The 24,789-nt window shown below is 33.0% G+C and carries 23 protein-coding genes; all 23 read right to left on the minus strand.

Annotation, left to right across the window (positions count from 1 at the left end; genetic code table 11):
• Positions 1 to 15: 15 nt before the first annotated feature.
• The 23 genes from WBF61_RS06505 to WBF61_RS06615 all read right to left on the minus strand — a co-directional run bounded on the left by WBF61_RS06505 (position 16) and on the right by WBF61_RS06615 (position 24,544).
• A complete protein-coding gene (locus WBF61_RS06505; protein ID WP_424254975.1) occupies positions 16 to 1,557 on the minus strand; it encodes a lipopolysaccharide biosynthesis protein in 1,542 nt (513 codons plus the stop codon).
• 25 nt (positions 1,558 to 1,582) lie between these two features.
• The gene (locus WBF61_RS06510) at positions 1,583 to 2,746 is read right to left on the minus strand and encodes a glycosyltransferase (protein ID WP_424254977.1); all 1,164 of its coding nucleotides are present in this window, start codon (positions 2,744 to 2,746) and stop codon (positions 1,583 to 1,585) included.
• A gap of 47 nt (positions 2,747 to 2,793) precedes the next feature.
• The gene (locus WBF61_RS06515) at positions 2,794 to 3,960 is read right to left on the minus strand and encodes a glycosyltransferase (RefSeq protein WP_424254979.1); all 1,167 of its coding nucleotides are present in this window, start codon (positions 3,958 to 3,960) and stop codon (positions 2,794 to 2,796) included.
• A gap of 53 nt (positions 3,961 to 4,013) precedes the next feature.
• Positions 4,014 to 5,198, minus strand: a complete 1,185-nt coding sequence (locus tag WBF61_RS06520) for a hypothetical protein (RefSeq protein ID WP_424254981.1) — start codon at positions 5,196 to 5,198, stop codon at positions 4,014 to 4,016.
• A 28-nt stretch (positions 5,199 to 5,226) separates the two neighbouring features.
• On the minus strand, positions 5,227 to 6,435 hold the full coding sequence (locus tag WBF61_RS06525) for a glycosyltransferase family 4 protein (protein WP_424254983.1): 1,209 nt from the start codon (positions 6,433 to 6,435) through the stop codon (positions 5,227 to 5,229).
• A 21-nt stretch (positions 6,436 to 6,456) separates the two neighbouring features.
• Positions 6,457 to 7,620, minus strand: coding sequence for a DegT/DnrJ/EryC1/StrS family aminotransferase (locus tag WBF61_RS06530; protein ID WP_424254984.1), 1,164 nt, complete (start codon positions 7,618 to 7,620; stop codon positions 6,457 to 6,459).
• A 52-nt stretch (positions 7,621 to 7,672) separates the two neighbouring features.
• Positions 7,673 to 8,281 (minus strand): sugar transferase, encoded by a 609-nt coding sequence (locus WBF61_RS06535; protein ID WP_424254986.1) that lies wholly within the window; start codon positions 8,279 to 8,281, stop codon positions 7,673 to 7,675.
• On the minus strand, positions 8,274 to 10,151 hold the full coding sequence (locus tag WBF61_RS06540; RefSeq protein WP_424254987.1) for a polysaccharide biosynthesis protein: 1,878 nt from the start codon (positions 10,149 to 10,151) through the stop codon (positions 8,274 to 8,276). The genes WBF61_RS06535 and WBF61_RS06540 overlap by 8 nt, the downstream gene beginning before the upstream one ends.
• Positions 10,152 to 10,234: 83 nt before the next feature.
• Positions 10,235 to 10,942: a CpsD/CapB family tyrosine-protein kinase gene (locus WBF61_RS06545; protein ID WP_424254989.1), complete on the minus strand. Its 708-nt coding sequence runs from the start codon at positions 10,940 to 10,942 to the stop codon at positions 10,235 to 10,237.
• A 12-nt stretch (positions 10,943 to 10,954) separates the two neighbouring features.
• Complete coding sequence (locus tag WBF61_RS06550) at positions 10,955 to 11,695, minus strand: YveK family protein (protein WP_424254991.1); 741 nt, start codon at positions 11,693 to 11,695, stop codon at positions 10,955 to 10,957.
• A gap of 792 nt (positions 11,696 to 12,487) precedes the next feature.
• Positions 12,488 to 13,477, minus strand: a complete 990-nt coding sequence (lacD, locus tag WBF61_RS06555; RefSeq protein ID WP_424254992.1) for a tagatose-bisphosphate aldolase — start codon at positions 13,475 to 13,477, stop codon at positions 12,488 to 12,490.
• 16 nt (positions 13,478 to 13,493) lie between these two features.
• Positions 13,494 to 14,645, minus strand: coding sequence for an N-acetylglucosamine-6-phosphate deacetylase (nagA, locus tag WBF61_RS06560; RefSeq protein ID WP_424254994.1), 1,152 nt, complete (start codon positions 14,643 to 14,645; stop codon positions 13,494 to 13,496).
• Between the two features lie 80 nt (positions 14,646 to 14,725).
• Positions 14,726 to 15,583 (minus strand): PTS system mannose/fructose/sorbose family transporter subunit IID, encoded by an 858-nt coding sequence (locus WBF61_RS06565; protein ID WP_424254996.1) that lies wholly within the window; start codon positions 15,581 to 15,583, stop codon positions 14,726 to 14,728.
• A complete protein-coding gene (agaW, locus tag WBF61_RS06570; RefSeq protein WP_424254998.1) occupies positions 15,573 to 16,361 on the minus strand; it encodes a PTS N-acetylgalactosamine transporter subunit IIC in 789 nt (262 codons plus the stop codon). The genes WBF61_RS06565 and agaW overlap by 11 nt, the downstream gene beginning before the upstream one ends.
• A gap of 38 nt (positions 16,362 to 16,399) precedes the next feature.
• Positions 16,400 to 16,879, minus strand: a complete 480-nt coding sequence (agaV, locus tag WBF61_RS06575; RefSeq protein ID WP_424255000.1) for a PTS N-acetylgalactosamine transporter subunit IIB — start codon at positions 16,877 to 16,879, stop codon at positions 16,400 to 16,402.
• Positions 16,880 to 16,904: 25 nt separating this feature from the next.
• Entirely contained in the window at positions 16,905 to 18,074 is a 1,170-nt protein-coding gene (agaS, locus tag WBF61_RS06580) for an SIS domain-containing protein (protein ID WP_424255002.1), read from the minus strand.
• An 18-nt stretch (positions 18,075 to 18,092) separates the two neighbouring features.
• Positions 18,093 to 18,521 carry a PTS galactosamine/N-acetylgalactosamine transporter subunit IIA gene (gene agaF, locus WBF61_RS06585; protein WP_424255004.1) on the minus strand — a complete coding sequence of 143 codons (429 nt, stop codon included), beginning with the start codon at positions 18,519 to 18,521 and terminating at the stop codon, positions 18,093 to 18,095.
• Between the two features lie 21 nt (positions 18,522 to 18,542).
• Positions 18,543 to 19,268, minus strand: a complete 726-nt coding sequence (locus WBF61_RS06590; RefSeq protein WP_424255006.1) for a GntR family transcriptional regulator — start codon at positions 19,266 to 19,268, stop codon at positions 18,543 to 18,545.
• A gap of 157 nt (positions 19,269 to 19,425) precedes the next feature.
• The gene (locus WBF61_RS06595) at positions 19,426 to 20,325 is read right to left on the minus strand and encodes an ROK family protein (RefSeq protein WP_424255008.1); all 900 of its coding nucleotides are present in this window, start codon (positions 20,323 to 20,325) and stop codon (positions 19,426 to 19,428) included.
• Between the two features lie 87 nt (positions 20,326 to 20,412).
• Positions 20,413 to 20,580, minus strand: coding sequence for a DUF6903 family protein (locus WBF61_RS06600; protein ID WP_424255010.1), 168 nt, complete (start codon positions 20,578 to 20,580; stop codon positions 20,413 to 20,415).
• Positions 20,577 to 22,739: a 1,3-beta-galactosyl-N-acetylhexosamine phosphorylase gene (gene gnpA, locus WBF61_RS06605; RefSeq protein WP_424255012.1), complete on the minus strand. Its 2,163-nt coding sequence runs from the start codon at positions 22,737 to 22,739 to the stop codon at positions 20,577 to 20,579. The genes WBF61_RS06600 and gnpA overlap by 4 nt, the downstream gene beginning before the upstream one ends.
• A gap of 16 nt (positions 22,740 to 22,755) precedes the next feature.
• Complete coding sequence (locus WBF61_RS06610; protein WP_424255013.1) at positions 22,756 to 23,637, minus strand: carbohydrate ABC transporter permease; 882 nt, start codon at positions 23,635 to 23,637, stop codon at positions 22,756 to 22,758.
• Positions 23,638 to 23,653: 16 nt separating this feature from the next.
• A complete protein-coding gene (locus WBF61_RS06615; RefSeq protein WP_424255015.1) occupies positions 23,654 to 24,544 on the minus strand; it encodes a carbohydrate ABC transporter permease in 891 nt (296 codons plus the stop codon).
• Between the last annotated feature and the right edge of the window lie 245 nt (positions 24,545 to 24,789).

The raw sequence follows: 24,789 nt of genomic DNA on the forward strand, positions 1-24,789 counted from the left end.
ATCAAAAATATCCTATTATTCAGAACTAGTTAATTTCAACATTTTCTTTCTTTTAACAAATAGTTTAATAACTTCTAAAATATATTTAAACTCACTTGTTCGACTAAAGATAAGGAAGAATAAAACATTCGGAACAATAGCACAAATTAGTACTTTAATAATAAAGCTACTTAATGAATTTTCTAATACAATTGAATTAATTAATGTAGTTAAAAATGCTACGCTTAAAGTAGCTAATCCATATCCAATATATCTCTTGAAGTAATCGATGACACTTATTTTAAATCCATTTTTGTATAAAACAAAGGGTTCGATCCATACGACCGTTGATACACTACTAATAAAAGTTCCCATTAGAATACCTGCAATTCCAAAATATCTTGCTAGTATTAAAGAGACGATTAAGTTAACAGTAGCTTCTGCAATTGGTTTATAGCGGTCGTTCCAAAATAATCCATAGGCATCTTTGAATACTAACGTTGTCTTTCTTAATCCTTTCACATAAAAATTAATAACGATTAACACAACAATCCATTTATTCATTACAAACTGGCTACCAAGCCATAACGTGATAAAAGGATTTAAAAGGATCCATAACGATATTGAACAAAATCCAAAAATCCAAAAATTAATGAACAACATTACCTTATAAATATCAAAAGATTTCTCTTCACTTTCGACTGCATTTAAATTACCAACACTTGCTGTTACAGATTCAAATAGTTGATTTACTATTGAATTAATAGCACCTATAACTAGAGAGTAATTTGAGTACAATCCTACCCAAACTAATCCAACTATAGAAGAAATTAAAATATTGTCTGTACCTTCAACAACAACAGAACCTATTCTGTGGTACATAAGGGCTTTAATATTTTTAAAGATGATTTTACGATCACTAATTCCCAATCTTTCTTTATTCTTTTCTTTTAAGAAAGGATAAATTTTGTTAGCTTTATGCGCTACAAATAAATTTTCAATCATTGAAAACACTATCCTAATGAGCAGATAGAGTATAAAATCTTTTGTTAATATTAGGATAATAATTTGTGAAATCGTTGCTAAAAAAAGAAACCCACTTTTGTAAAAAGTAACTATATAGTTTTTTTGATCCGCAATGATTAACGAACGCTTGTATGCGTAGAAATAAGTTACAACGGAATTAGCTAGATAAAGTAAATAAATTGAATTAAGGTTTGGAATTGCTGGAGAATCTTTGATAATAATTGATAAAAAAGGTAATAACCCTAAGCCCAAGACTAAAACGATTAAACCAATTACTTTATACGAATGAGCATAAAAGTTCATCAATGCTTTAATTTTTTTTTCATCTTTAGTAGCTAACGGTTTATATAGTCCATAGATTACTGCAGATCCAAAACCTAGTTCTGCAAGAGAAAGAATAGATAGGACGTCTGTAAATAATCCGTTTACTCCGAGGTACTCTGCATTTAATATTCTTACAAAAACGATACGAGCTCCAAAAGAAAGTAGAATATTTAAGACTTGTCCAATCAATACAACAGCTACATTTTTCATAGAATTTGCTGTTCTCATAGGTTTCTCCTAACTAGCCAGTTATTTATAGAGAATAAAATTTATCCATCTCTGAATAAGTATCGACTATTTTTTTTCCGCTATTTTCAATAAAAGACATTCTCAACTTTTCATCATCTACTATTTTTTTTACATTTTTATAGATAGATTGACTGTTATTTTCAGCAATTAACCCATCAAATCCGTGTGAAATAAATTCATTAGCTGTAATAAAATTTGTAGCAATTAAGGGTTTTTTAAATATACTAGCCTCTGCCATCGATATACAATAGCCTTCTTGTTTAGATGGTTGAACATAAATATCACACTGTTTGTAGTAAGGAAATGGATTAGATTTTTTACCTAGCAGAATAAGGTGATTTTCAATTTCCAAATTTTTTATATCCTTTTCTAATTTGTTTCTGAGTTGCCCTTCTCCAATTAAAAACCATTTAAATTCGTAATTTTCGTTTTTTAATTTTGCTACAATTTGAGGAAGTCTTTCTTGTCCTTTTTCATCTTCTAAACGTCCAACAGTTAAAATTTTTAAACCATCATAATAAAAAATATTTTCTGATTCTTTTGATTTTTCTATATATTCATTTCTATCAAGAATAGGATAAAAATGCTCTGTCTTATCTTCTAGCTCAGGATATATTTCTATAAATATTTGTTTTGCTGCTTCTGAAACACAAAATATCTGATCGTACTTAGGGAAAATCTTTTTCCCTGCAATTTTTTCTTTTTCAGGAACTTTTGAATAATCTTCTTGGATCCACATAATTTTTTTTTGAGCATGAATTTTTTCAATAACAAATGATGTTAATGTATTTCTTGATCCTCCATCAAAAGCAATCGCTAAATCATAATGTTCTTCTTGTATGGGATAGCTAGATAACAGATGTTGATTTAATTGTTCAAATTTATCAAGCTTAATATAGTTATATAGCTGTGAAAACATCGATAAAAATTTCGTCATACGAGTTAATTTAAAACTTCTTTTTAAATATAACCCCATATTTAGCCCTAAACCTTGCTCATATAATTCAATTATTTTAACTGGCTTATTGATATTAGGTAGTAATGTTTTATCTTCTCTAGCAAGCATAATAGTAATATCGTAGCCCTCTATTGTATTGATTAGTTTTATCAACGATTGCTCTGTTCCCGCATTAGCCAATCGTCGGATAACGAAAACAACTTTTTTCATTAAAATCCACTCCTATTAGAATAATCACTATTCACTGAATCACAGCATTAAATGGCATAAAATTTTTCAATCTCATTTGTCGTATCAATTGTTTTTTGTAAATAAAATTTACTAATACTCATTCTTAGCTGTTCATCATCTAACATTTGTTTTACATTTTCGTATAAAGATTGGCTGGAAATATCTGCGATTAGACCATCTTTTCCATGGTTTAAAATAAATTCCTTTGCTGTTAAGAAGTTCGTAGCAATAATAGGTTTCCCAAAAGCCATTGCTTCAACCATTGACATACAGTACCCTTCTTGTCTTGAAGGCTGAACATAAATATCACAATCCCGATAATAAGGAAATGGATTGACTTTTCCTCCCATAATCGACAAATAGGATTCTATTTGTCGATTTTTTATTTCTTTTTCCAATTTTGACTTAACTCCATCATCATCTCCAATAAGATACCAGTGGAACTTATATCCTCCTGATTTCAACTTTGAAATAACTTCAGGTATCAAATCATGCCCTTTTTCTTGTCCTAGACGAGCTACTGTTAGTATCTTAAAACCTTTATAGCCATAATCACTTTTTTCATTCAATGCTTTTTTATAAAATGTATTTTTACTATATATAGAATAAAACACTTCTGTTTTATTTTTTAGCTCTGGATATAACTCTAAAAATTTATCTTTTGCTCCTTTTGAAACACAAAATATTTGATCGAAATACTTGAAAACGTTTCCTCCCGTTTCTTTTTCAACTTTTACTAGCTTCGAATAATCTTCATGTACCCACATAATTTTCTTTTTTGCTTTAATTTTTTGAATAACGTAAGACGTTGTAGCCCTTAAACCCCCATCATATGAAATGGCTATATCGTATTCCTCTTCTTCTAATGGGTAAGCATCTAAATAGAAATTATTTAATGGAATCATATTTTTTGTAATTAAAAATTGACCAATTCTCCAACTAACTTGTAATAAAGAGAGCCATTTTTTATTTGAAAAGGATTCATTTATGAATATTCTTGTGTCAATTCCAAGTCCAGTATCTGTTAAATATTTAACTTTTATAGGTTTTTTTATTAAAGGTAAAAGAGGTGCTTGATGTTTAGACATAATGATTGTTACATCATAGTTTTCAATAGAGTTAATTAAATTAATCAACGAATGTTCAATACCACCGTTAGATAATGCTTTAAGTACAAAAACTGCTTTCTTCATCTTTATTAGCTCCTTTACCTTCTCAATTCATTCAGTCCAATTTATACTTATTTTTAAACCTTCTCTTTTTCTTTACTTCCTTTATCTGAAAAATAAACTGTTACAAAAACAATTAAAATGAGTACCCAACCAATCATTCTAAGCCTTGCTGCAGTACCTACATTATCGTTAGATAGTCCAATCAGTCCGAACCATACAAATGCGTGTAACAATAAATAGTTATGAATGGGAGAAAGACTATTTTTTTTAATCCATAAAAATCTTAGCAAACCTATCATAGGTACAGACTCAACAATAAATAGTAATAATGTGCTAAATCCATTAATTTGCCAAGGTAATGGACCGATAAAGTTACTTAAATAACTATGAAAATAATTAACAAAAAAAGTACCGAAAAATGGTTGTTTTAAATTAATATACATTTGACTACCACCTGAAAAATTTGTTAACGCGCTAGATCTATATTCTAAGGCATCTCCCAGTGACATTTTTAGATAGGGTAATGGATAGTCCATCATAAAAGTATAGTAAAGTATAAAGATAGTGAAAAAAACACTGATTGCTACAACGGGTCGTTTCAACTTTTTGAATTGCTTATAACTAAAGTAAATAATAATCGTTACCATAAAAGAACCCGCAGCATAAAATCTTAACTCTCCCATAATCCATAAAATTGGGATTAAAAAAAGAATTATAAGGGCATATTTTCTGTAGTCAAAAATAATTAATCCGCTTAAGAAAACAGATAAGAGATAAAAAAACATAATCCAGATATCACGGTAGATTGAAAACGTAGAATACATAATTAAACTGGAATAACATACAAAAGCAAGGATTAGTATTGTTTTTGAATTAAACCGTTCATTTATCATTTCATTACTGTTTTTATTTGTGTACTTAAATATAAAGTCAATTATCCAGGTACTGATAAATACAAATCCTACAAAACCAAGATAATTAAAGAACCTTATAATATATACATCTTCTATTCCTGTCAGTTTTACTATTGTCCCAATAATCAGAGGATAGATTGAAGTGAGAATAGCGTACTCACCAGAGACTATATTTTTTGCTTGCTCCCAGTAGAAAAAGCCATCATCTTTCCCTCCAAGAATTTGAATTGCGACTCCTTCATTTCCTTGTTTCATCGCTAGTGTGTAAATAAAATAACTTAATATAAAGTACATTAGAAATAATAATTGTTGTAGTGTTAGATAAAGTAACTTGCTCTTCTTCACTTTTATCCACCTCCTATTGAGTTGTTCATTACTTAACGTGCTGTTCAGTTCCAATAGATTCCTTATTCAAAACGAACTCTTCTTCTATAATTTTCTTCGTTTTCATTTCTATATATATTTTTTCCATCAGATTATTAACATTCTTACTATCAAATCGTTTTGCTGCTTCTTTATTATGCTTACCCATTTTCCTTCTTAAATCTTTATCACTGCTCAGTTTATCCATTGCACTCGTAAAACCATTAATATCAAATGGATCTAAACAATAGCCGGTTTCTTCATTTTTTGTATAATCTCTAATACCATTTACATAAGAAGAAATAAGAGGCAATCCACTAGCCATTCCTTCAATAGCTGCAATTCCTAACCCTTCTCTTTGTGAAGGAAAGATATAAATATCTGAAGCTTTGCACAATTGAGCAATATCTGTTCTAAACCCTAAAAATTTTACTCGTTTCTCAATGTTCAATTCTTTTGATAAATGTTTTAAATAAGGTTCCAGTTCTCCTTGTCCACAAATAACATAATAAATACTTTGATTGATTGTTTTAGATAAAGCCCGAATAGCCGTTTCATGATTTTTCCTACTGCTTATTTCTCCAACAGAAAATAAAACAGTTGAATCTTCTGGTACATCTATTTCTTCTCTCAGTTTCTTTCTATCAACAACTGCATTACTATATTTACCTGTATCTAAACCTACCCCTGGAATATAGTAACTAGTTTTCATTTTAAAAGACTCATTTGCTCGCTTATAATCTTCTTGATTAATCGTTATTAATACATCGGTATAACTAGATAAGACCCTTTCAATTGGATAAAATAACCAGTTTTTTAAAGGACTTCCTTGGAAGAAATGAAATCCATGAGCGGTGTAAATAACTGGAACGCTATTTCTTTTAGCGGCTATTCTAGTCAAAGCTCCTGTAATCGGAGTATGACAATGAATAAATGAAAAATGATTTGTTTCTATAATTTTCTTTATTTGACGATAAGAATGGATGTGGGATGATAAATCTCCTACGCCACGTTTACAATCAATTTGATGATAAAAGACCCCTAGTTCGAGTAATTCATTTTTTAATTCTTCAGCATTTTCTAAAGAAGCTGGACTACCTTGTTCAAAATTGGCAGCGACATGCACTTCATAGCCTTGATTCTTAAGAAGACGGATATTCGGCATATTAAACTGATAAATCATCGATGAAACAGACGCTAACATCAATACTTTTTCCATGATATTCGCTCCTCACGTTAACTAAAGTTGATTAACCAACAGGCGCTTACTTAATAATTTTTTCAAACTATGAATAATATACTCTTGTTGGATTTCTGTCATGTTTGATCCAGAAGGAAGACATAAACCAGTTGAAAACAAATCTTCCGAAACTGAATTTTCTTCTTGGTTGTGCTCATAGAATTTTTTGTTTACAAATAATGGTTGTAAGTGGAGTGGTTTCCATAAAACACGAGACTCAATATTCTTTTTACTCATTAAATCCATCAGATCATAAGGCGAAAATCGAACAATAGCTGGATCAAAAGTTAGTGTCGTTAGCCATCTATTTGACATCGTATTCTCTAATTCTGGCATAAAGTTAATTCCATCAATAGAAGATAATTCTTGATGGTAGCGATCATAGATCGCTCTGCGTTGTGAGACTCGTTCATCTAAAACTTCAAGTTGTGCCCTTCCTATACCTGCGACAACATTACTCATACGATAGTTATAACCTATTACTGAGTGCTGGTAATGCGGTGCATTATCACGTGCTTGTGTTGCTAGAAACACTGCTTTTTCTATTAAATCTTCATCTTCTGAAACCAATGCTCCTCCACCTGAAGTGGTAATAATTTTATTTCCATTAAAAGAATAAATGCCTAATTTACCAAACGAACCACTTTTTTTACCTTTATATTCAGATCCTAATGATTCTGCCGCATCTTCAATAATTGGAACGTTAAAACGATTAGCTACCTCTAATAGTTCGTCCATCTTGGCTGATTGACCATACAAGTTAACAACGATAATGGCTTTTGGTCGCTCTCCTTTTTTTTCGGCTTCTTTTAATCCACGATAAAGTGCAACTGGCGACATGTTCCAAGTTTCTGGTTCAGAATCAATAAACACAATATCTGATCCTAAGTATAGTACCGGGTTAGCACTAGCTACAAAAGTAAACGTTGAACAAAAAACAGTATCTCCTTTTCCAACTCCCAAAACGCTTAGTGCTAAATGAATGGCAGCTGTACCTGAGTCAGTAACAGCTGCACTTTTCACACCAACATAGTTCGCAATATCTTTTTCGAAGCGAACAACGTTTGGGCCAAGTGGTGCAATCCAGTTTGTTTCAAATGCTTCATTAATATAAGTTTGCTCGTTACCAGACATATGAGGAGAAGATAATAGAATACGTTCCATATACAACACTTCCTTCCTAAACTATTCGATTCGTTACAGATTTATAAAACGGTTATTTCGCTTCGCCTTTGAAGTAGGGCATCGTATCATTCGCTGAGTAATCGATATTCTTCCTGCCAAAAACTTTGTAAATAGTAGAAAACAAAATCTTTATATCCATTTTGATACAAACATGGTTAACATAGTAAACATCCAATTTAAATTTATCTTCCCAACTAATCGTATTCCTACCATTAACTTGCGCCCAACCTGAAATACCGGACATTACTTCATGTCTTCTTAATTGATCTTTATCATAAAGCTCTAAATATTGAGGCAACAAAGGTCTTGGTCCAATAAAACTCATTTCTCCCATCAAAATATTAAATAATTGAGGAAGCTCATCAATACTTGTTTTTCTTAAATAAGCACCGATTTTTGTTATGCGTTGACTATCCGTTAAAAGCTGACCGTTTAGTACAGTTTCAATTCTCATTGTTCTAAATTTATAAATTTTAAATTCTTTGCAGTTTTTCCCTACTCTATCTTGTCTAAAGAAAACGGGCCCTTTTGTTTCATATTTAATTAATAAAGCACTAATAATTAAAATTGGAGAAGTGACAATAATGAGTAGTAGTGAAAATAAAATATCTAAATCACGTTTTACATAGTTTTCATACATTAGATAACTCTCCTCCCAGCAGTTCGCTAGTACCGTGGTCAACGAAAACTGCCTCATTATTTTTTGTTGTTTTATTATTTGTAAACTCTAATAATTGTTCTTTTAATTCATTTGGTTTGCAATTTTCCAAGCCATAAACAAAATTCATTACTTGATTAGTAGCCATGTTTTTAACTTTTCCAACAAATATTTTATCGTAAACTTGTTCTTGACTTTGTTCATCTGCTACTAGAAGTTCTTCGTACAGTTTTTCTCCTGGTCGAATACCTGTTTCTACTATTTTGATATCCTTTTCTGAGTAACCGCTTAACCTCACTACATTTCTAGCTAAATCTAAAATTTTAACCGGTTCTCCCATATCTAAAATAAAAACTTCTCCTCCTTTTGCTAAAGTACCAGCTTGTATCACTAATCTGCTAGCTTCAGGAATAGTCATAAAGTAGCGGGTCATACGAAAGTCGGTAATGGTAATAGGTCCGCCATTTTTTATTTGTTCTTTAAATAATGGAACAACACTTCCACGGCTTCCTAAAACATTCCCAAAACGTACAGCAGCAAATTTTGTTTTTCCAGGCTCATTTAATCCGGTAACAATCATTTCTGCAATTCGTTTTGTTGCTCCCATTACATTTGGTGGATTTACAGCTTTATCGGTAGAAATCATCACAAAACTATCGACCCCTGTAGCTTTAGCAGCATCCGCCATATTTTTCGTTCCATAAATATTATTTTTTACGGCTTCTTTGGGATTGTATTCCATCATTGGAACATGTTTATGTGCTGCAGCATGATAAACACGATCTGGCTGATAATTTTGCATCGTTTCAAAAATACATTTCCGGTCTTGTACATCTGCGATTACTGGGATAATTTCAATCTTTTTACTATAAAGATTTCTCAATTCCCTATCAATTTGGTAAATAGAATTTTCACCATGTCCTAATAAAATTAATCGTTTTGGGGAAAACTGAGCTATTTGACGACAGATTTCAGAACCAATTGACCCTCCTGCCCCACTTACTAAGATGGTTTTATTTGTTAATTCAGATAAAATTTGCTTCATATTCAGTTTTACTTCTTTTCTCCCGAGTAAATCAACAACGTCTACTTCTTTAAACTGGGTAACGGATAGCTTACCTTGGAGTACATCTTCAATCGATGGCATTAAATTAACTTTTACAGTGAGATGATTACAGCTATCAAGGATTTCTTTATATTTTTGAGGTTTTAACGATGGGATTGCTATAGTAAGTTGTTGAATGTGATGTAAAGCTATTAAATCGGGGATATCTTTTATTGTCCCTAGAACGGGAATATCATATAACTGGGTTTTTTGTTTAAAAGGATCATCGTCTAAAATACCAATAATTTTTATTTCATTATAATTTTGTTTTAGTCCTCGGATAAAAATATTACCCCCTTCACCAGCACCAATAATTAACGTTCTAATTTGATTTTTTAATCTTTTTCGCTTTAATTGTTTGCATTGGTATTCATGATAGGTCCGCCATATTACGCGAATTCCAATAATAAAAATTGCAGAGAATAGAGTTATCAGCAATAGGAAGCGCAAAGTAATAGTTGTTTTAGTAATAAACGAAAGAAGTCCAACGGACAGAAATGTTAAATTTAAGACTATAACCAGTGTGAAAACTTCCTTCAGGCTCATGTATCGATTAATATGATTAAAAATTTTAAAATAAGAAGCAAATACTAAATACATAGCTATACTCATTAGCATACTGACCAAATAAAAAAATTTAGGTACTATGATGTAGGGGTTTAAAAAGAGATAAGCTAAGAATGCTGATAGACAAATGGCTAAACTATCATAAGTTACTAAAGATATTTTTTTTAATTTTCTACTCATAATGTCACTCTTCTCTCTTTAACGTGGTTAATGTAACCTGGATTTTGTTCGGGGAATAACCTGAGGTGTAAATCAGTTAACTATTAGTTTATGGCTGTATAATAACCATAATCAAGATTTTCTTCTACTTTTTTACGATTTAAAATAACGCCAATTACGTTAGCATTCACTTTTTGAAGCAAGATTTTAGATTGCATAATTTTATCTTTTGTAGTGTTATCTTTTCGAATAACAACAATTGTTCCATCGACTTTACTAGCCATTATTTGTGCATCAGTAACAATCATCACTGGTGGTAGGTCAAAAACGATCAAGTCATAGTCTTTATCTAATTCAACTAATAGCTCATCCATTCTCTTAGAAGCTAATAGTTCAGAGGGATTAGGTGGAATCAAGCCACTTGTAAGAATAAATAAATTATCAATAGCTGTATGATGAACCATATCACTAAGTTCTATTGACCTATCTGTTAAAAGTGACGTTAAGCCATCGTGATTCGGTAGATTAAAAAAATGATGAATAGTCGGTTTTCTCATATCTGAATCAATTAATATAACTTTTTTGCCTTGCAAGGAAAAAGATACTGCAAGATTAGCAGCCATAGTTGATTTCCCTGCCCCCATCATGTCTGAAGTAATAGCGATTGTCTTAATTTCTTTATCAAAAATTGAAAATTGAATATTCGTCCGAATTGTCTTAAATTGTTCTGATATTACAGATCCTGGTTTAGTTAACGTAACCAATTTAGAAGGTGAACTTTTTGTGTCTGTAGATTTCTTTTTGAACATCATTTTTCTCCCCCTTTATTCTTTACTATTTATTCTTTGTAGATTTAAATTAAGCTGATTCGTTTCTTTTTCAATAGTTGTTTCATCCGTATTGATTTCATAAACACTACCTAAAATAGTCCATTCTACTTTTTCAGTGATATAATTATCTGATTTAATTGTCTTATCCATTAACTCAAGGAAAAATGTTAATCCTATACCCAGCATTAATCCTGCAATTAAACCAACTATCGCATTTAATGGAACATTTGGAGAAATAGGAGTACTTTTAGGTATGGCTTTTGAAATTATAGTGACATTATCTACTTTCATAATCGTTCCTATTTCATCTTTAAATGTTGCTGCTACATTATTTGCTAATCTTGCTGCGACGTATGGATCTTCGTCGGTAACATTAATAGAAAAAACTTGTGAACTTTCTTCCGTTTCAATAATAATTTTCCCGGAAAGTTCATCTGTAGTTAGAGGAGTATCTAACTCTTCTCTGACTTGATCTAGAATTACTGGTCCTTTAATAATATCCTTATACGTATTTATCATTTTAATATCTTTATCGATATCGTTTACTTCAGCTCCAGTAGTTTCAGAAGTTATACGATTAACTAATAGTTGTGTACTAGAAGAAAATTGAGGGGTAACAAAAATTAGAGTATACGCAATCATTAATCCAAGACCTAATAAACCTAAACCGATAATCATAAAAATTCTTTTCTTTAGTGTAGTAAAAATTGAAGCCAACCCAAGTGTATCCTCCATTGTCCTGTCCTCCTGTTAATTATAGTTATATTAAATTGTTTAAAAAAAGGGTATAAGAAATAAACCTAAGTATATTCGTTTTTTTACAAATATAATTTAAGATGCACATACTAGAATAAATTAATAAATATAAGGGATCATGCTTAAAATGAGGGTTTCTAAAAAATAGAGGGATTAAATCAGATTATGAAAATTTAATATAGTAAATACTCTTTAGAGGTTTGTTCGAGAGGGTGTATTTCCGGGTTCAACAGAAACTTTTTTTGAAGAGTAAAACTTTGTGAGAGGTGTACTAACTTTTCTAAAGAGTATTTACTAATGAGGTAAACGAAAATAAGATGGAATCTTTTTATTAAACAGGATAATTGCGTTCACTAAATAAACGAATGGTATTATCGATCTGTTTTTTTACTTTTTGGATTTTTTTTGAGAGTGATAAATTAAGGTAGGAAAATATAAATCGAGGTAAAGAAGAGTATAAAATTTTAGGAAACGTTGCTATCAGATTTACAGTAGAGATTCTACTTACTGATGAGGGTGCAACCTTTGACCTAAATTTAGTATAGCACCAACATTTTCTATATGATAATATGCACCTTATTTTTCAAGACTATTCTTCTCAAATGTGACAGAATAATGTACGAAATCGTTTTAACAAAGAATATAGCCGCAAATTACAGGATTAAAAAGAAAACCTGTTTAATTTTTAAAGTAAATATCCTCGAAATCCGAACATACTGTATTAATGAGAAAAACCAACTTCCGTTTTATGAAGTTGGTTTTTTTCTCATTTTATTTACTTATTTTATTAAACCAAGATGATGCGGTTGTATTTAAAACAGCATTTAATTCTTCAATATTTTTCTTCCCAGTTGACTTTAACCAGTCACGTCCCACTCCTTCTCCTTTTGTTGCATAAGGAGTTACACCTTCTGACCAAGTTGCACGGCCACATAGTACACCGTTAAATGTTGAGCCCGCTTCTTTTGCGAATACTAATGTATCTTGGAACAACTTTGCTGTAACGCCTGCACTTAAGAAAATAAAGGGCAACTCGGTTGCTTCACTTTGTTCTTTAAAGTAAGCGGCTGCTTCTTCTTTTGTATAAACCGTCTCGTCTTTAGCATATCCTTCTACAAAGTTCATATTTACTGGAACTTCTATTTTTAAAACATCAACATTGTAGTCTGGTTTAGAGAATTCTCTCATCGCTTCGATAACTTTGTGCGGTTTTACTTTCGCAAATTCTGCGCCTTTTACATCCTCATTTGTTGCATCATAGGTTACGATTTCTAAAAAGAATGGAATATCTTCCGCTAAACACTCTGACCCTACGCGTTCCATAAAGACATGTTTTTGTTCATTAATAGTTGTATCTTCATCTACATCATAGTAAAGCAAGAATTTAATTGCATCTGCACCAGCTGCTTTTAATCTTTTTACTGACCATTGTGTTAATAAATCTGGTAAACGACCTGGTTCTGTTGCATCATATCCTGTTTTTTCATAAGCTACTAATAATCCTGCATTTTTATCGCGCACTTTTGCTGCAGGTAAACCATATTCTGGATCTAGTAAAATAGAGGTTGCATAAGGCGTTAATTCTTCTGAAACTAGTTCTTTAAAGCGAATAATCCCTTCATCCCCTACATCTGTTGTACTACCAGCAGCAATCATTTTTTTCAATGATCCACGTTGGTCGATAGCTAAAGCTCCAATAATTCCATTTTCATCTGATAAACGTTTTAATGCTTCTAATTTAGTATGTGATAACGTTAGCATATATACTATCCCCTATCTAGTTAATTTGGTAACGGCAGTCGCCGTTTAAGAACGTCGCTTGTAAATCTAAATGTGAATTTAACACGATAAAATCAGCTGCATAACCCGGCGCAATTTTTCCGCACTCGTTATCTATTCCAACACTTTTAGCAGGAACTGCAGTTGCCATATAAATCGCTTCTTCAGGTGTAGCAATTCCCCATTTCACAACATTTTTTACTGCATCTTTTAATTCTAAGACACTACCAGCCAATGATCCACTTTCAAGGCGCGCTGCTCCATCTTTTACTTCAACAGGAAACTCACCCAATTCATACTGGCCCTCTGGCATCCCTCCAGCCATCATACAGTCGGTTATTAGAACGGTTTCTTTTCTTCCTCTAACATCCATCAATATATTAGCAGCTACTGGATGTACGTGGTGACCATCACAGATTAATTCGGCAAAGACATCTTTTAAATTCATTGCTGCACCAACCATACCGGGTTCGCGGTGATTCAAAGGTCTCATACCGTTATAAGTGTGTACAAAAAGAGAAGCACCTTTTTCTACAGCTAACTTAGCTTCTTCATAGGTTGCATTACTATGACCTAAAGCCACATTTATATTATTTTTAGTTGCATACTCGATAAACTCAAGAACTCCTTTTCTTTCTGGAGCAATAGCAATTTTTTTAATGGTTCCACTGGATAATTCTTGCCAAGTCTTTAACTTATCAATTGTTGGATCACCAAAATATTTAGGATTTTGTGCTCCTTTATATTTTTCAGTAAAGAATGGTCCTTCTAAAAAAATTCCTTTTATTTTGGCACCCTTTACAGATTTATAATTATCGCCAACCATTTTCACGACTTTGTTTAATATCTCAGTTGAAGAAGTTAACGTTGTGGCTAAGAAAGAAGTAACTCCACAAGAAAGTAAGCCTTCTGAAATACTATTTAATCCTTCCTCATCTGTAGCCATTAAGTCATGATTCTTAAAACCGTGAATATGAGTATCTACTAAACCAGGCGCAATACTATATCCTGAATAGTCTAAAACTTCTTTTGTTTCATTTGGTTTATCTTTATAGAAGTCCCCAAATGTTCCTTCTTTAATTTCTAAATAACCAGGTCCTACAACTTCATTTTCCAGAAAAAATTTTTCTGCAAAAACGTATTTTAACATGACTTATTCCACCTTTTTACTCTTTAGTTATTCTCTGCTAGTCTTAATATAAAAAGGGGAATAAATTCCCCTTAAACTTGTTAGAATAATCCTACTAAACTACCAATAACCCCAATTAATACTGTCATACCGATTAGAGTCAGAGGAGATTTCCCTTTTTTCAATAACCAATAACAGAAGAATGTATAAGCTAATGGAAGCAGTTTAGGCATAATTTGATCAATTACACCTTCTTGGATGTTAACGGGTATTTCACCTGCTTGAATAACTAATCCGAGTTTGAAGTTAACATAAGACGCAATCAAGGCTCCAACAACTGCTAGACCTACAATAGAAGCTGCACGAGAAATTTTCTTTGTGCCCTCTTTTAGTGAAGAAATGGCTTTAGTACCAGTGTTATAACCATAGTGCATTAAGAAGAATCTTAGACCAAAGTGAACAATATTAAATGCAATCAAGAAAATAATCGGTCCAGCTACGTTGCCTTGCGAAGAAAGTGAAGCTCCAATTCCTCCAGCGATTGGCAATAGTGTTAGCCAGAACATCGCATCACCGATACCACCTAAAGGTCCCATTAGAGCTACTTTAATGCCTCGAATAGTTGCTCTGTCTTCTTTATTTTCTTCCATTGCAATAATAATACCTTGAACAAATGTCACCAAAAATGGGTGAGTGTTAAAGAATTGCATATGATCCAATAAAGCGACTGAAAGGTCTTCTTTATCTTTATGAATTTTTTTCAATCCTGGAATCAGACCAAATGTCCAACCTCCACCTTGCATTCTTTCGTAGTTAAATGAAGATTGTAACATCAATGAACGCCAAACCATTCTATTTAAATCTTTTTTTGTTATAACCTTGTCAATTGTTGGGTCATTATAGGTGTTTTTTATAAATTCATCTTTATTTATCGTAGTTGCTGTCTCTTTAGATGCCATCACTATAGTCCTCCTCTTCATCAATCCCACTAGCTACAACGGGTGCAGTTTTAGGAGCGTTTCCTTGAGCCATGTAGTCATATCCAGCAATAGCCACTGCTAAAATAGCGACTGCAAGAATCGGTAATTCTAGATAAGCTGCTGCAACAAAGCCCATTGCGAAGAATGGTGCATAAGTCCATTTGAACATAATTTTAAGCAACATTGCAAAACCAACTGCGGGCATGATACCACCTGCAACGCCTAATCCACCGATTAACCAAGCTGGTAATAAACCAACTATTCCTGCTGCTTGTTCAGCCCCAAAATAGATAGGTAAGAATGAAATGACGAAAAAGAAAATGAATAGGAAAACAGGACCCATATAATTTAAACGATCAATGGATTTTGTATCGCCTTTCATGGCGTAGTCATCCATTTTATGCATGATTGGAGAATAAGCTGTAAACAATAAAGTAATAAGAGCTTGACCCGCAACGGCAAAAGGAACGGCAATACCTACAGCCACTTCAGGTGCTTGTCCTGATAAGATTGCGAAAGCTGTACCGATGATTCCTCCAATAACAACGTTAGGAGGCTGTGCTCCAGCCAGTGGAACCATTCCAGCCCATACGAGCTCTAGTGTTGCACCAGCAATCAAACCTGTTGTAAAATCTCCTAAAATAAGTCCAACGACTGCCCCTGTGACAATCGGTCTGTGAATATGTGTTAAGCCGTTAAATTGATCAATACCAGCAATTCCTGCCCATAAACCAATTAGCAATGCTTGAATAAACATCTTTTTTCCTCCCTTATTCTATTATTAGTAAAACTGTATTAAATTTTTGTCATTAAATCAAAACCACGTTCGTTTGGTATTCCTTTTACTTCTAACTTAACGCCTAAAGCATCTAGTTTTTTAAAGATAGCGATATCGCTTTCATCTACAGATACAACTGGAGAAATTTGTTTTTTCCCTTCTGAAAAATGTAGATTTCCAACGTTAATTTCTTTTAATGGTACTCCTCCTTCGACAAGTCTCAACGCATCCTCAGGTGTACGCACCACTAACAAAATCTTTTGATGTGGTGCAGCTTTATCAATAATACGAATGGTTTTTTCGATAGTAAAGAAACGACTTTGAGCGGTTTCTGGCAAAACCATATCCATCAAGTTTTGCTGAACCTCATCAGTAGCTACGTCGTCATTGGCAACAATGACTAAGTTAGCTCCTAATGTGTTGGTCCAAGTCATTCCGACTTGACCATGTATTAAACGATTATCAATTCTTGTTAATAAAATATTTGGTGTTCCCATAAGTTATTCCCCCTAGATTGTTTTTTTATTTCTTATAATCGTAAATCGTTACGCCTTTTACAACGCGGTTAACGGTTCCACTTGGTGATGGTGTATCTGGTTTGTTTCCTACTTTAATAGAAGAAAGTAACGAAACGGTTTGTCCGTACATGACATAAGGTAGTGCTAGATAAGCATCCGGAACATCTGTCCCTTCAATACCAAATGAGAATGTGTCACCATCGTAGTTATCTTTACCAGTTGTTTCAATCGCAACAACAGATTGTGCAATTCCATCAGCTTTTAGTTCCTTTAAGATATCTAAGTCATATTTACGTGTATAAGATTGGTTTGATACAAATACAAAGACTAATGCTTTTTCATTTACAAATGATTTTGGTCCGTGTCTAAAGCCTAATGATGAGTCAAAAGCCGTTACAACTTTTCCTGCTGTTAATTCAAGTACTTTTAATTGAGTCTCTCTTGTTAAGCCTTCAAGACTTCCTGATCCTAAATAAATAATGCGATCATAATCTTCGTCAATAACTTTTTGGATCTCTGACACTCTTTCTATGACAGATGAGCCCATTTTACGAATCGTTTTAACGTGTTCTTCTTTTTCATTTTCTGAGATAGTATCAAAAACTAAAAGAGCCGTTAATGTCATACATGAGTAACTACCTGTCATAGCGAAACCTTGGTCATTTGAAAGTTCTGGCATAAGTAAAACTAAATTATCATTATCTCCTTGTGCACGTTTTGCTAATTCGCCATCTTTGGCACATGTGATGGTTAGTTGATAAAAGTCCGTTACGATTTGTTTACCTAATTCTACACTTGCAACACTTTCAGGACTATTCCCACTTCTTGCAAATGAAACCAATAAAGTTGGGATATCAGATTTATAAAATTGATACGGGTTAGAAACTAGCGTTGTTGTTGGGATACTGCTTAATTCCCAGTGATTCTCATCAACTTTTCCTTTTAAGTAAGGGGTAATGGTATCCCCTACGTATGCAGAAGTGCCCGCTCCTGTGAAAATAACTCTCATTTTAGTATACTTTTCAGTCAGTTTGTTTAAAAACGCTCCAATTTCACTCTTTTTTTCTGTATAAGTTGAAAATGCTTCATCCCATAAGTCTGGTTGTTGTGCAATCTCTCTTGTCGTAATGGTTGCACCTAAATTTTCTAATTCCTCTTGGTTTAATGTAAACAAATCTGAACACTCCTTTTATTATATTCCGTCTTCCATATCTGAATTGACGCTACTTTTTTTCTTTTGGATAAATTCTTGCAAGCCTTCTCTACCTGAATCTAATACTTTAGTTGTAAAGTTATCTAGTGGTAACTCCCGACTAAAACACCCGTCTAGTACCGCTGGTAAATTCGTACCTGAGATCACTCTGATGTTTTCTTTTCTTGTAGAAAGAATAACCGATTGATTAAATGGTGTTCCTCCAGGAATATCTGTAAATATAACAACGCCTTGCCCTTGATCAACTGTTTCAACTGCACTATCTAATAATGCTTGAAGTTTTTCTGAACTTATTCCTTCTGAAAAATTAATAACATTAAATTTTTCTTGTTCTCCTGCTATTAATTTCACCGATGAATATAAACCGCTTGCAAAATCTCCATGACCACATAAAACAAGTCCAATCATAGTGTACCCTCTTTTCATTTTTTATTTAGAATGTCGTACTTTATAAACAAATTGATCACTTCTAGCTACACTACTTGTGTATTCAATTACAACATTTTGCTTGTTGTAAGAAGTTCGCTGAATTCTTAAACACGACGCGAAGAAGTCAACTTCTAGCATCTCTGCTTCTTCATCATTAACCAAACTAGCTGAGAATTCTTCGTCCGCGATTTTAACCGTTTGATTGTAATCTTCTCTAAAAATTTCATATAATGGTTTGAACGACAAACGCTCCTTAGTTAAGTTTTCAAATAAATAAACTGGGATATAACTAATTTCAAACATCATTGGCTCTGAATCAGCTAAACGAATTCGTTCTAATCGATAAACTTCTTCTCCTTCTTTTAACCCCATTTGTTTTGCAACCATAGGATTGACAGCATCTATCTCAAAAGTTACAACAATCGTTTTTGGTTCTTTACCTAATTGACGCATGTGGTCTGTAAAACTATAATTATCCATTAAGTTTTTCCGTTCTTTTAAAGCTCCGGATACAAAAGTTCCTCGACCATGTCGCTTGTATATGTATCCTGAATTTTCTAATTCTGCTAAAGCTAATCTAACTGTTGTACGACTAACATCATATAATTGGCAAATTTCTCTCTCTGACATCATTTTATCATTCGATTGCATTTTTTTAGTAATGTCATTTATTAGAATCTCAACAAGTTGAGTATACAAAGGTGTCGCACTATTTTTATGGATCATTATTATTCACTATCCTCTACTGGTCATTACTGGTACCTACCAGTTGACTTAACTATATATCATCTAAAAAAGCCTGTCAATAGAAAGCGTTATCTTTTTATAAAAAAAGCTCTATTATCTCTCAGTAAGTTACTGTCAAGATAATAGAGCTATACTTTTATTTAAACACGCTTAAACCGGCACCTATGATTCCATTGTTTTTTGCTATCTGGCTGATAAATAAACGGTCTAACATGGTTTCTTGTTCTTTAATTAAATAATGTTTTAGCTTCTCTTTTAAAACAGTTAACAAGAAAGGATTGTTAACAATGACACTTCCACCAAAAACAATTTTATGAGGATCAATTAGGCTAGTAACCGCATAAACACCTTGTGCTAAATTATCTGCAATCTCTTCAATAATCATAAAATAACCGTCTACACCTTTTGTATAATTTTCAAATACATCCTTGGTTGTTGTTTCTTTAAGTCCAAGTTTCTTTTCTGCTAGTTTTTTGATTGCGGGACCGGATCCAACTTGCTCCAATCGTTCATTTTTTGAGTCATTAGATTCAGAAAGGACAGGAATTAAACCTAATTCACCTGCAAAACCAGCACCTCTAAGAAAAGAACCATTATGAATAGTTGTACAAGAAACACCTGTGCTTATAGTCATATAAACAAACGTTTCTTCATTACTCATTTGAGCCATTTTCCATTCTGCGTATGCTGCCATATACACATCGTTGTCAATAACAATCGTTTTCACTTCAAAGATTTCTTTCAAACGTTTAACAACTGGAAAATTTTCCCAAGGAATATTGTTTTGGAAAACAGCTACACCATTAGGAATATCCACTTTTCCTGGAACCCCTACACCGATTCCTGCAATCTCATCTAAAGAGGTACCAGAATCTGTTACTAGTTGATTGATTAATTGAACCACTTGATTAAATAACGTTTCACTAGAGGTAACATCACTTTTTAGTTCCATGCGATGCGATAGCTCTCCTGATTCAGTTACTATTCCAGCAGCAATTTTTGTTCCGCCGATATCTAATGCGATTGATTTTTTCATGTTTATTCTCCTTTTGTCTCTGTTAATCAAAATTAAAACCTTATCAAAGCAATGAGTTGCTTCAATAAAGTTTTAATAAGGCACGTATTAAACGTATTTTTGATTGTAATTGTACAATAACCCTAGTAATCCTGTTAAGCCAATTAACATAATTCCTAATTCCATTTTACCTGTTGTTCTTTGGCCATAAATAACCAATCCTAAACTAACAACAAAAATAAGTAATTTCACAATGATCCAGGTACTTTGTTTCATTTGTATTCCTCCCACCGAATCTCACTAGGTGATAACGTTACTTCTGAAGAACGACCTTCTCCATCATATACCGTTGTTTGCTGCTCCACCATTGAATTGTTTACAATAGCCATTTTTTTTATCGATGGATAAGCATGAACTTCACATTGAATATTGCTCGCATGCCATTTATTAAAGTTATTTTCTTTGTTGGCTGCATAGAATAAGGCACGGATTAATAATCTTGTATTGTCTTGACTGTAAGGAAGTCCTGCCATATACACTGCTCGTCCTTCACCAAAATCATTACTTGATAAGTGAACTTCTCCATTAGAATATTCTATAATTTCAGTCGTTTCTGATAAAGCATAGACGTTTTTCATAGTTTCACCAAAATCAAAAGTACTTGTGTCTGCTGAAATAAAGTGTTTATCTAACGCACTTGTAAAGTATTTATCCGTTGATAAACTAAACCCTAACTCTTTATCTACTCCAAGCGCAGTTGCTAATTGAAAGTAATGCCCTTCATGGTGATATGCAGTAGGTTCACCAATACCAACAAAGCCTCCACCTTCATAGATCCATTTTCTAACCGTCGTAATGAGAGTTTCGTTCATCCATTCTTTTCCGCCTGAGAATGCTGTTCCTCCATCTCCTGCATTAATGATAACATCGATGTCTTTATCTATACCTTTGTTTACCACGTCATCAAAGCTGATGAAAACAACATCAACAGCAGCGCCACTTAACGACTCAATGACTCCTAAATAAGAATAAATTTGTTTATACCACAGAGCATGTGCAACCATATGTGTTTGCCACGTTCTTATTTCACCCCACGAGTTTAAAATAGCTACCTTAATTCCAGTGTAGGGTTTTACATTTTTAATCGTGTCATAAATCTCACGAAACTCATCTGTAATATCCGCAATATAATCGACAAACCCAGGAAACTTATACGCTAAACTCAAATATCCGCCATAACCAATGCGGTCAACAGGGTTACGTAATATCGCTCTACGTGCTGTTAGCCAATTTTCATTAGCCTCAATAACCGGATCATTGCCTTCAAAGAAAGTATCTGGGAAAAAGTAAGGCAAGAAGCGCCCTTCTGTGTAGTTAACGTGCGGGATATCAGCGATCATGCGTAATGTTGCCCCACCCCCTACGCTTCCTACAACCGCATCCAATCCAATCATTTCGAAGTGCTTGCCATAAGGCTCTGTCCCAATCCAGTTGTCTCCTAAGAACATCATCGCTTCTTTTCCGCTCTCATGGACGATATCAACGAGTTCTTTTGCTTCTTTAGCAACAAAATATTGAATGAAATCCATGTAATCTAAATAGGTTTTCGTAGGAATCCGGAATGATGTATTGTAATACCCACAGTCGACAATATCTTCTGGTCTCAATCGGTACCCTTTTTCTTTTTCAAAAGCATCTAGTGCTGCAACAGAAACACTTGCACCATAGCCGAACCAGTCCACAAATTTTTCTTTTCCGAGATTATTAAAAACAAGCGTAAAGTGATAGAAGAAAGTTGTGAAACGAACAACATCTGTTGCCGGATTATCAATCAACCATTGCTTTAAATAGGTTTTCATATATTCATTCGAATAAGGTTGTCTTACATCAAATGGAATATCATGAGGTTTATCGCCCCAATCGTTTGTGATGTGATTATACATTTGAGTCGGATCCCATATCGCGTAAACTAAGAATGATACTGTGTATTCATGGAATGGAATAGCATTAGAAATAATGACTGTTTCATCAGATTCATTGACATCCCAATTTGTTGTTTCCACGATATCCCCCGTTGTACGGTCAATGACTTCCCAATACTTCTTAGGATCATGAAGGAAATCAGGTTTTAGCTGTTCTGAAAAATAACCTTCCATAAACGGAATTGTTAACTCTTTTGAAACAGCTGTATGAAAAAGACTCATCAAATAAATTTGTTGGCATTCTTCTAAATGTTTTTCAGCAAAATCATTGTGTGCACGAGCAACAAAATAAGTTGTATAAATTTTTGCATCTAGCTCTTTAATCTCATCGTCTAATTTTGTTCCATCGCTATCGCGAATTGCATCCGCTCCCCAACGTTTCATCATTTCTTTTGTTTCTGCTAAAAAATTCTGTTCACTTGGTAAAGTAACTCTTCCAGTACTCTTTTTCATTTTAATTAACCTCTTTCTAATCTTTTAGTCCTCCAAGGCTCATCCCTTGAGTCAATTTCTTTTGTACTAAAATATATAGTATTAATGTTGGCAGCATAACGATAACCATACCGGCATACATTTGACCATAGTTAGCGGCTGATTTTTGTGCAGCCATTAAATTCATCAAGCCAACTGGTAACGTTTTATTTTGACCAGGGATTAATGTCAACGCAATGATATATTCATTCCAAAATGTTAAGAAATTAAATAAAATAATCGTAATAATGCTTGGACGCGCCATCGGTATCATAATTTGAATCATTGTTTTGAAGTAACCCGCTCCGTCAATAAAAGCTGCTTCTTCAAACGTAGTGGGCAATGTTTGGAAATAACTCGATAAGAGATAAATCGTAAACGGCAACGCTGTTGCTGCATAAACAATGGATAAAACAAACAAATTGTCTAACAAAAATCCTTCTCCAAAATAAGTTCTTAAGAAAGTGTCTCCTTTTAATAACATCAGGAAGATAGGAACAACAATATAGTTTACGTTAATAAATAAACCCGCTTTGAAGAATGAATTCATTAATTTGCTGCCTTTAAATGTGTAACGGGCTAGAACATAAGCTGCTGGTAAAGCAACAATTAACAAAATAACCAATGAAAGAGCTGTTACCATAAATGAATTTAATAAGTATGTCCCCATATTGGCTTTTTGAAAGGCATCTATAAAGTTTTGAAAATAAAATCCTTTAGGCATTGCCCATGGACTTCCATAAAATTCAGCATTTTCTTTAATTGAGGCTAAAAACACCCAAGCTACAGGAACAAATATTGTAATGGCTAATGTAATTAAAGCCATGTAGATAAATAAACGATAAAGCTTATCAACACTCATATTTTTTATTTTTTCCATTTTAGTGTCATCCTCCTTAATACTCAAGTACATCGCGTTTAGTAATATGACTAATTATAGCTGCTAAAGCGAATGAGAATAAGAAAATCACCACTCCAATTGCCATACCATAACCATAGGATGAATTTGTGTATGCTTGTTTATACATATAGCTTAAAAACACTTCGGTTGAGCCATCTGGCCCTCCACCTGTCATTGCTTGTACTAAAAGAAAACTTAGATTAATCGTACTGATAATAAAAAATGTTAACGTTGTGCGAATATTATTCCATATCAAGGGCAGAGTTATATTGAAAAATTGAACAAAACGACCTGCTCCTTCTAAGGCAGAAGCTTCATAGTAACTTTCTGGAATACTAGCCATACTTGACATATACATCACCATATAATAACCGATAGCTTGCCAAACTAAAGCTCCACCAATACTATAGATAACAATTTTTTGATCGCCTAACCAAAGTCTTTGTAAATTTTCAAGTTTTAATGTTGAAAAAAGATTATTTAACAATCCTGTATTTGGATCGTAAATAGCTGAAAAAATACCCGAAATAACAACAACAGATAAGATATTTGGGATATAGAAAATAATCCTGAATAGATTATCACCCTTTACTTTTTCTCTTGAAAGCAACGTAGCATATAAAATAGCAAAAACCATTGTAATAAGTGTGACTACAACAATCAATAAGATACTATTTTGGAAAGCTCTAAAAAATTTCAGATCGTTCCATAATATTTTAAAATTATCCAATCCTACAAATACTTGATTATTAGAAAAACCGCCCCATTTATACATAGACATTCTAAAAACTTCAACTGTTGGTAGAAAAATGAACACACCTAATAAAATTAAAGCTGGTGTCATACAGACTGCTATAAAAAAATTCTTTTCTTTTTTCTTATTCATTCTCTTCACCTCAATTTAATAAATAGAACGATGAGGGATTAACCTCACCGTTCAAACTTCGTGAAATTTAATTTATTTTTTATTTTAAAGCAGGTCTCAATTGATCGCTTGCTTTTTCAACTGCTGATTGCCATTCTTCGATTGTCTTATCGCCAGTCACAACACTATCAACAGTAGCGAATAATTCATCTGCCATGCTGACACCTTCAACAGCGTCTGTCGCAGCAAATCCACCCATACCGGCT

It is taken from the genome of Carnobacterium sp. (assembly GCF_049673005.1).
Taxonomy (GTDB): Bacteria; Bacillota; Bacilli; order Lactobacillales; family Carnobacteriaceae; genus Carnobacterium_A.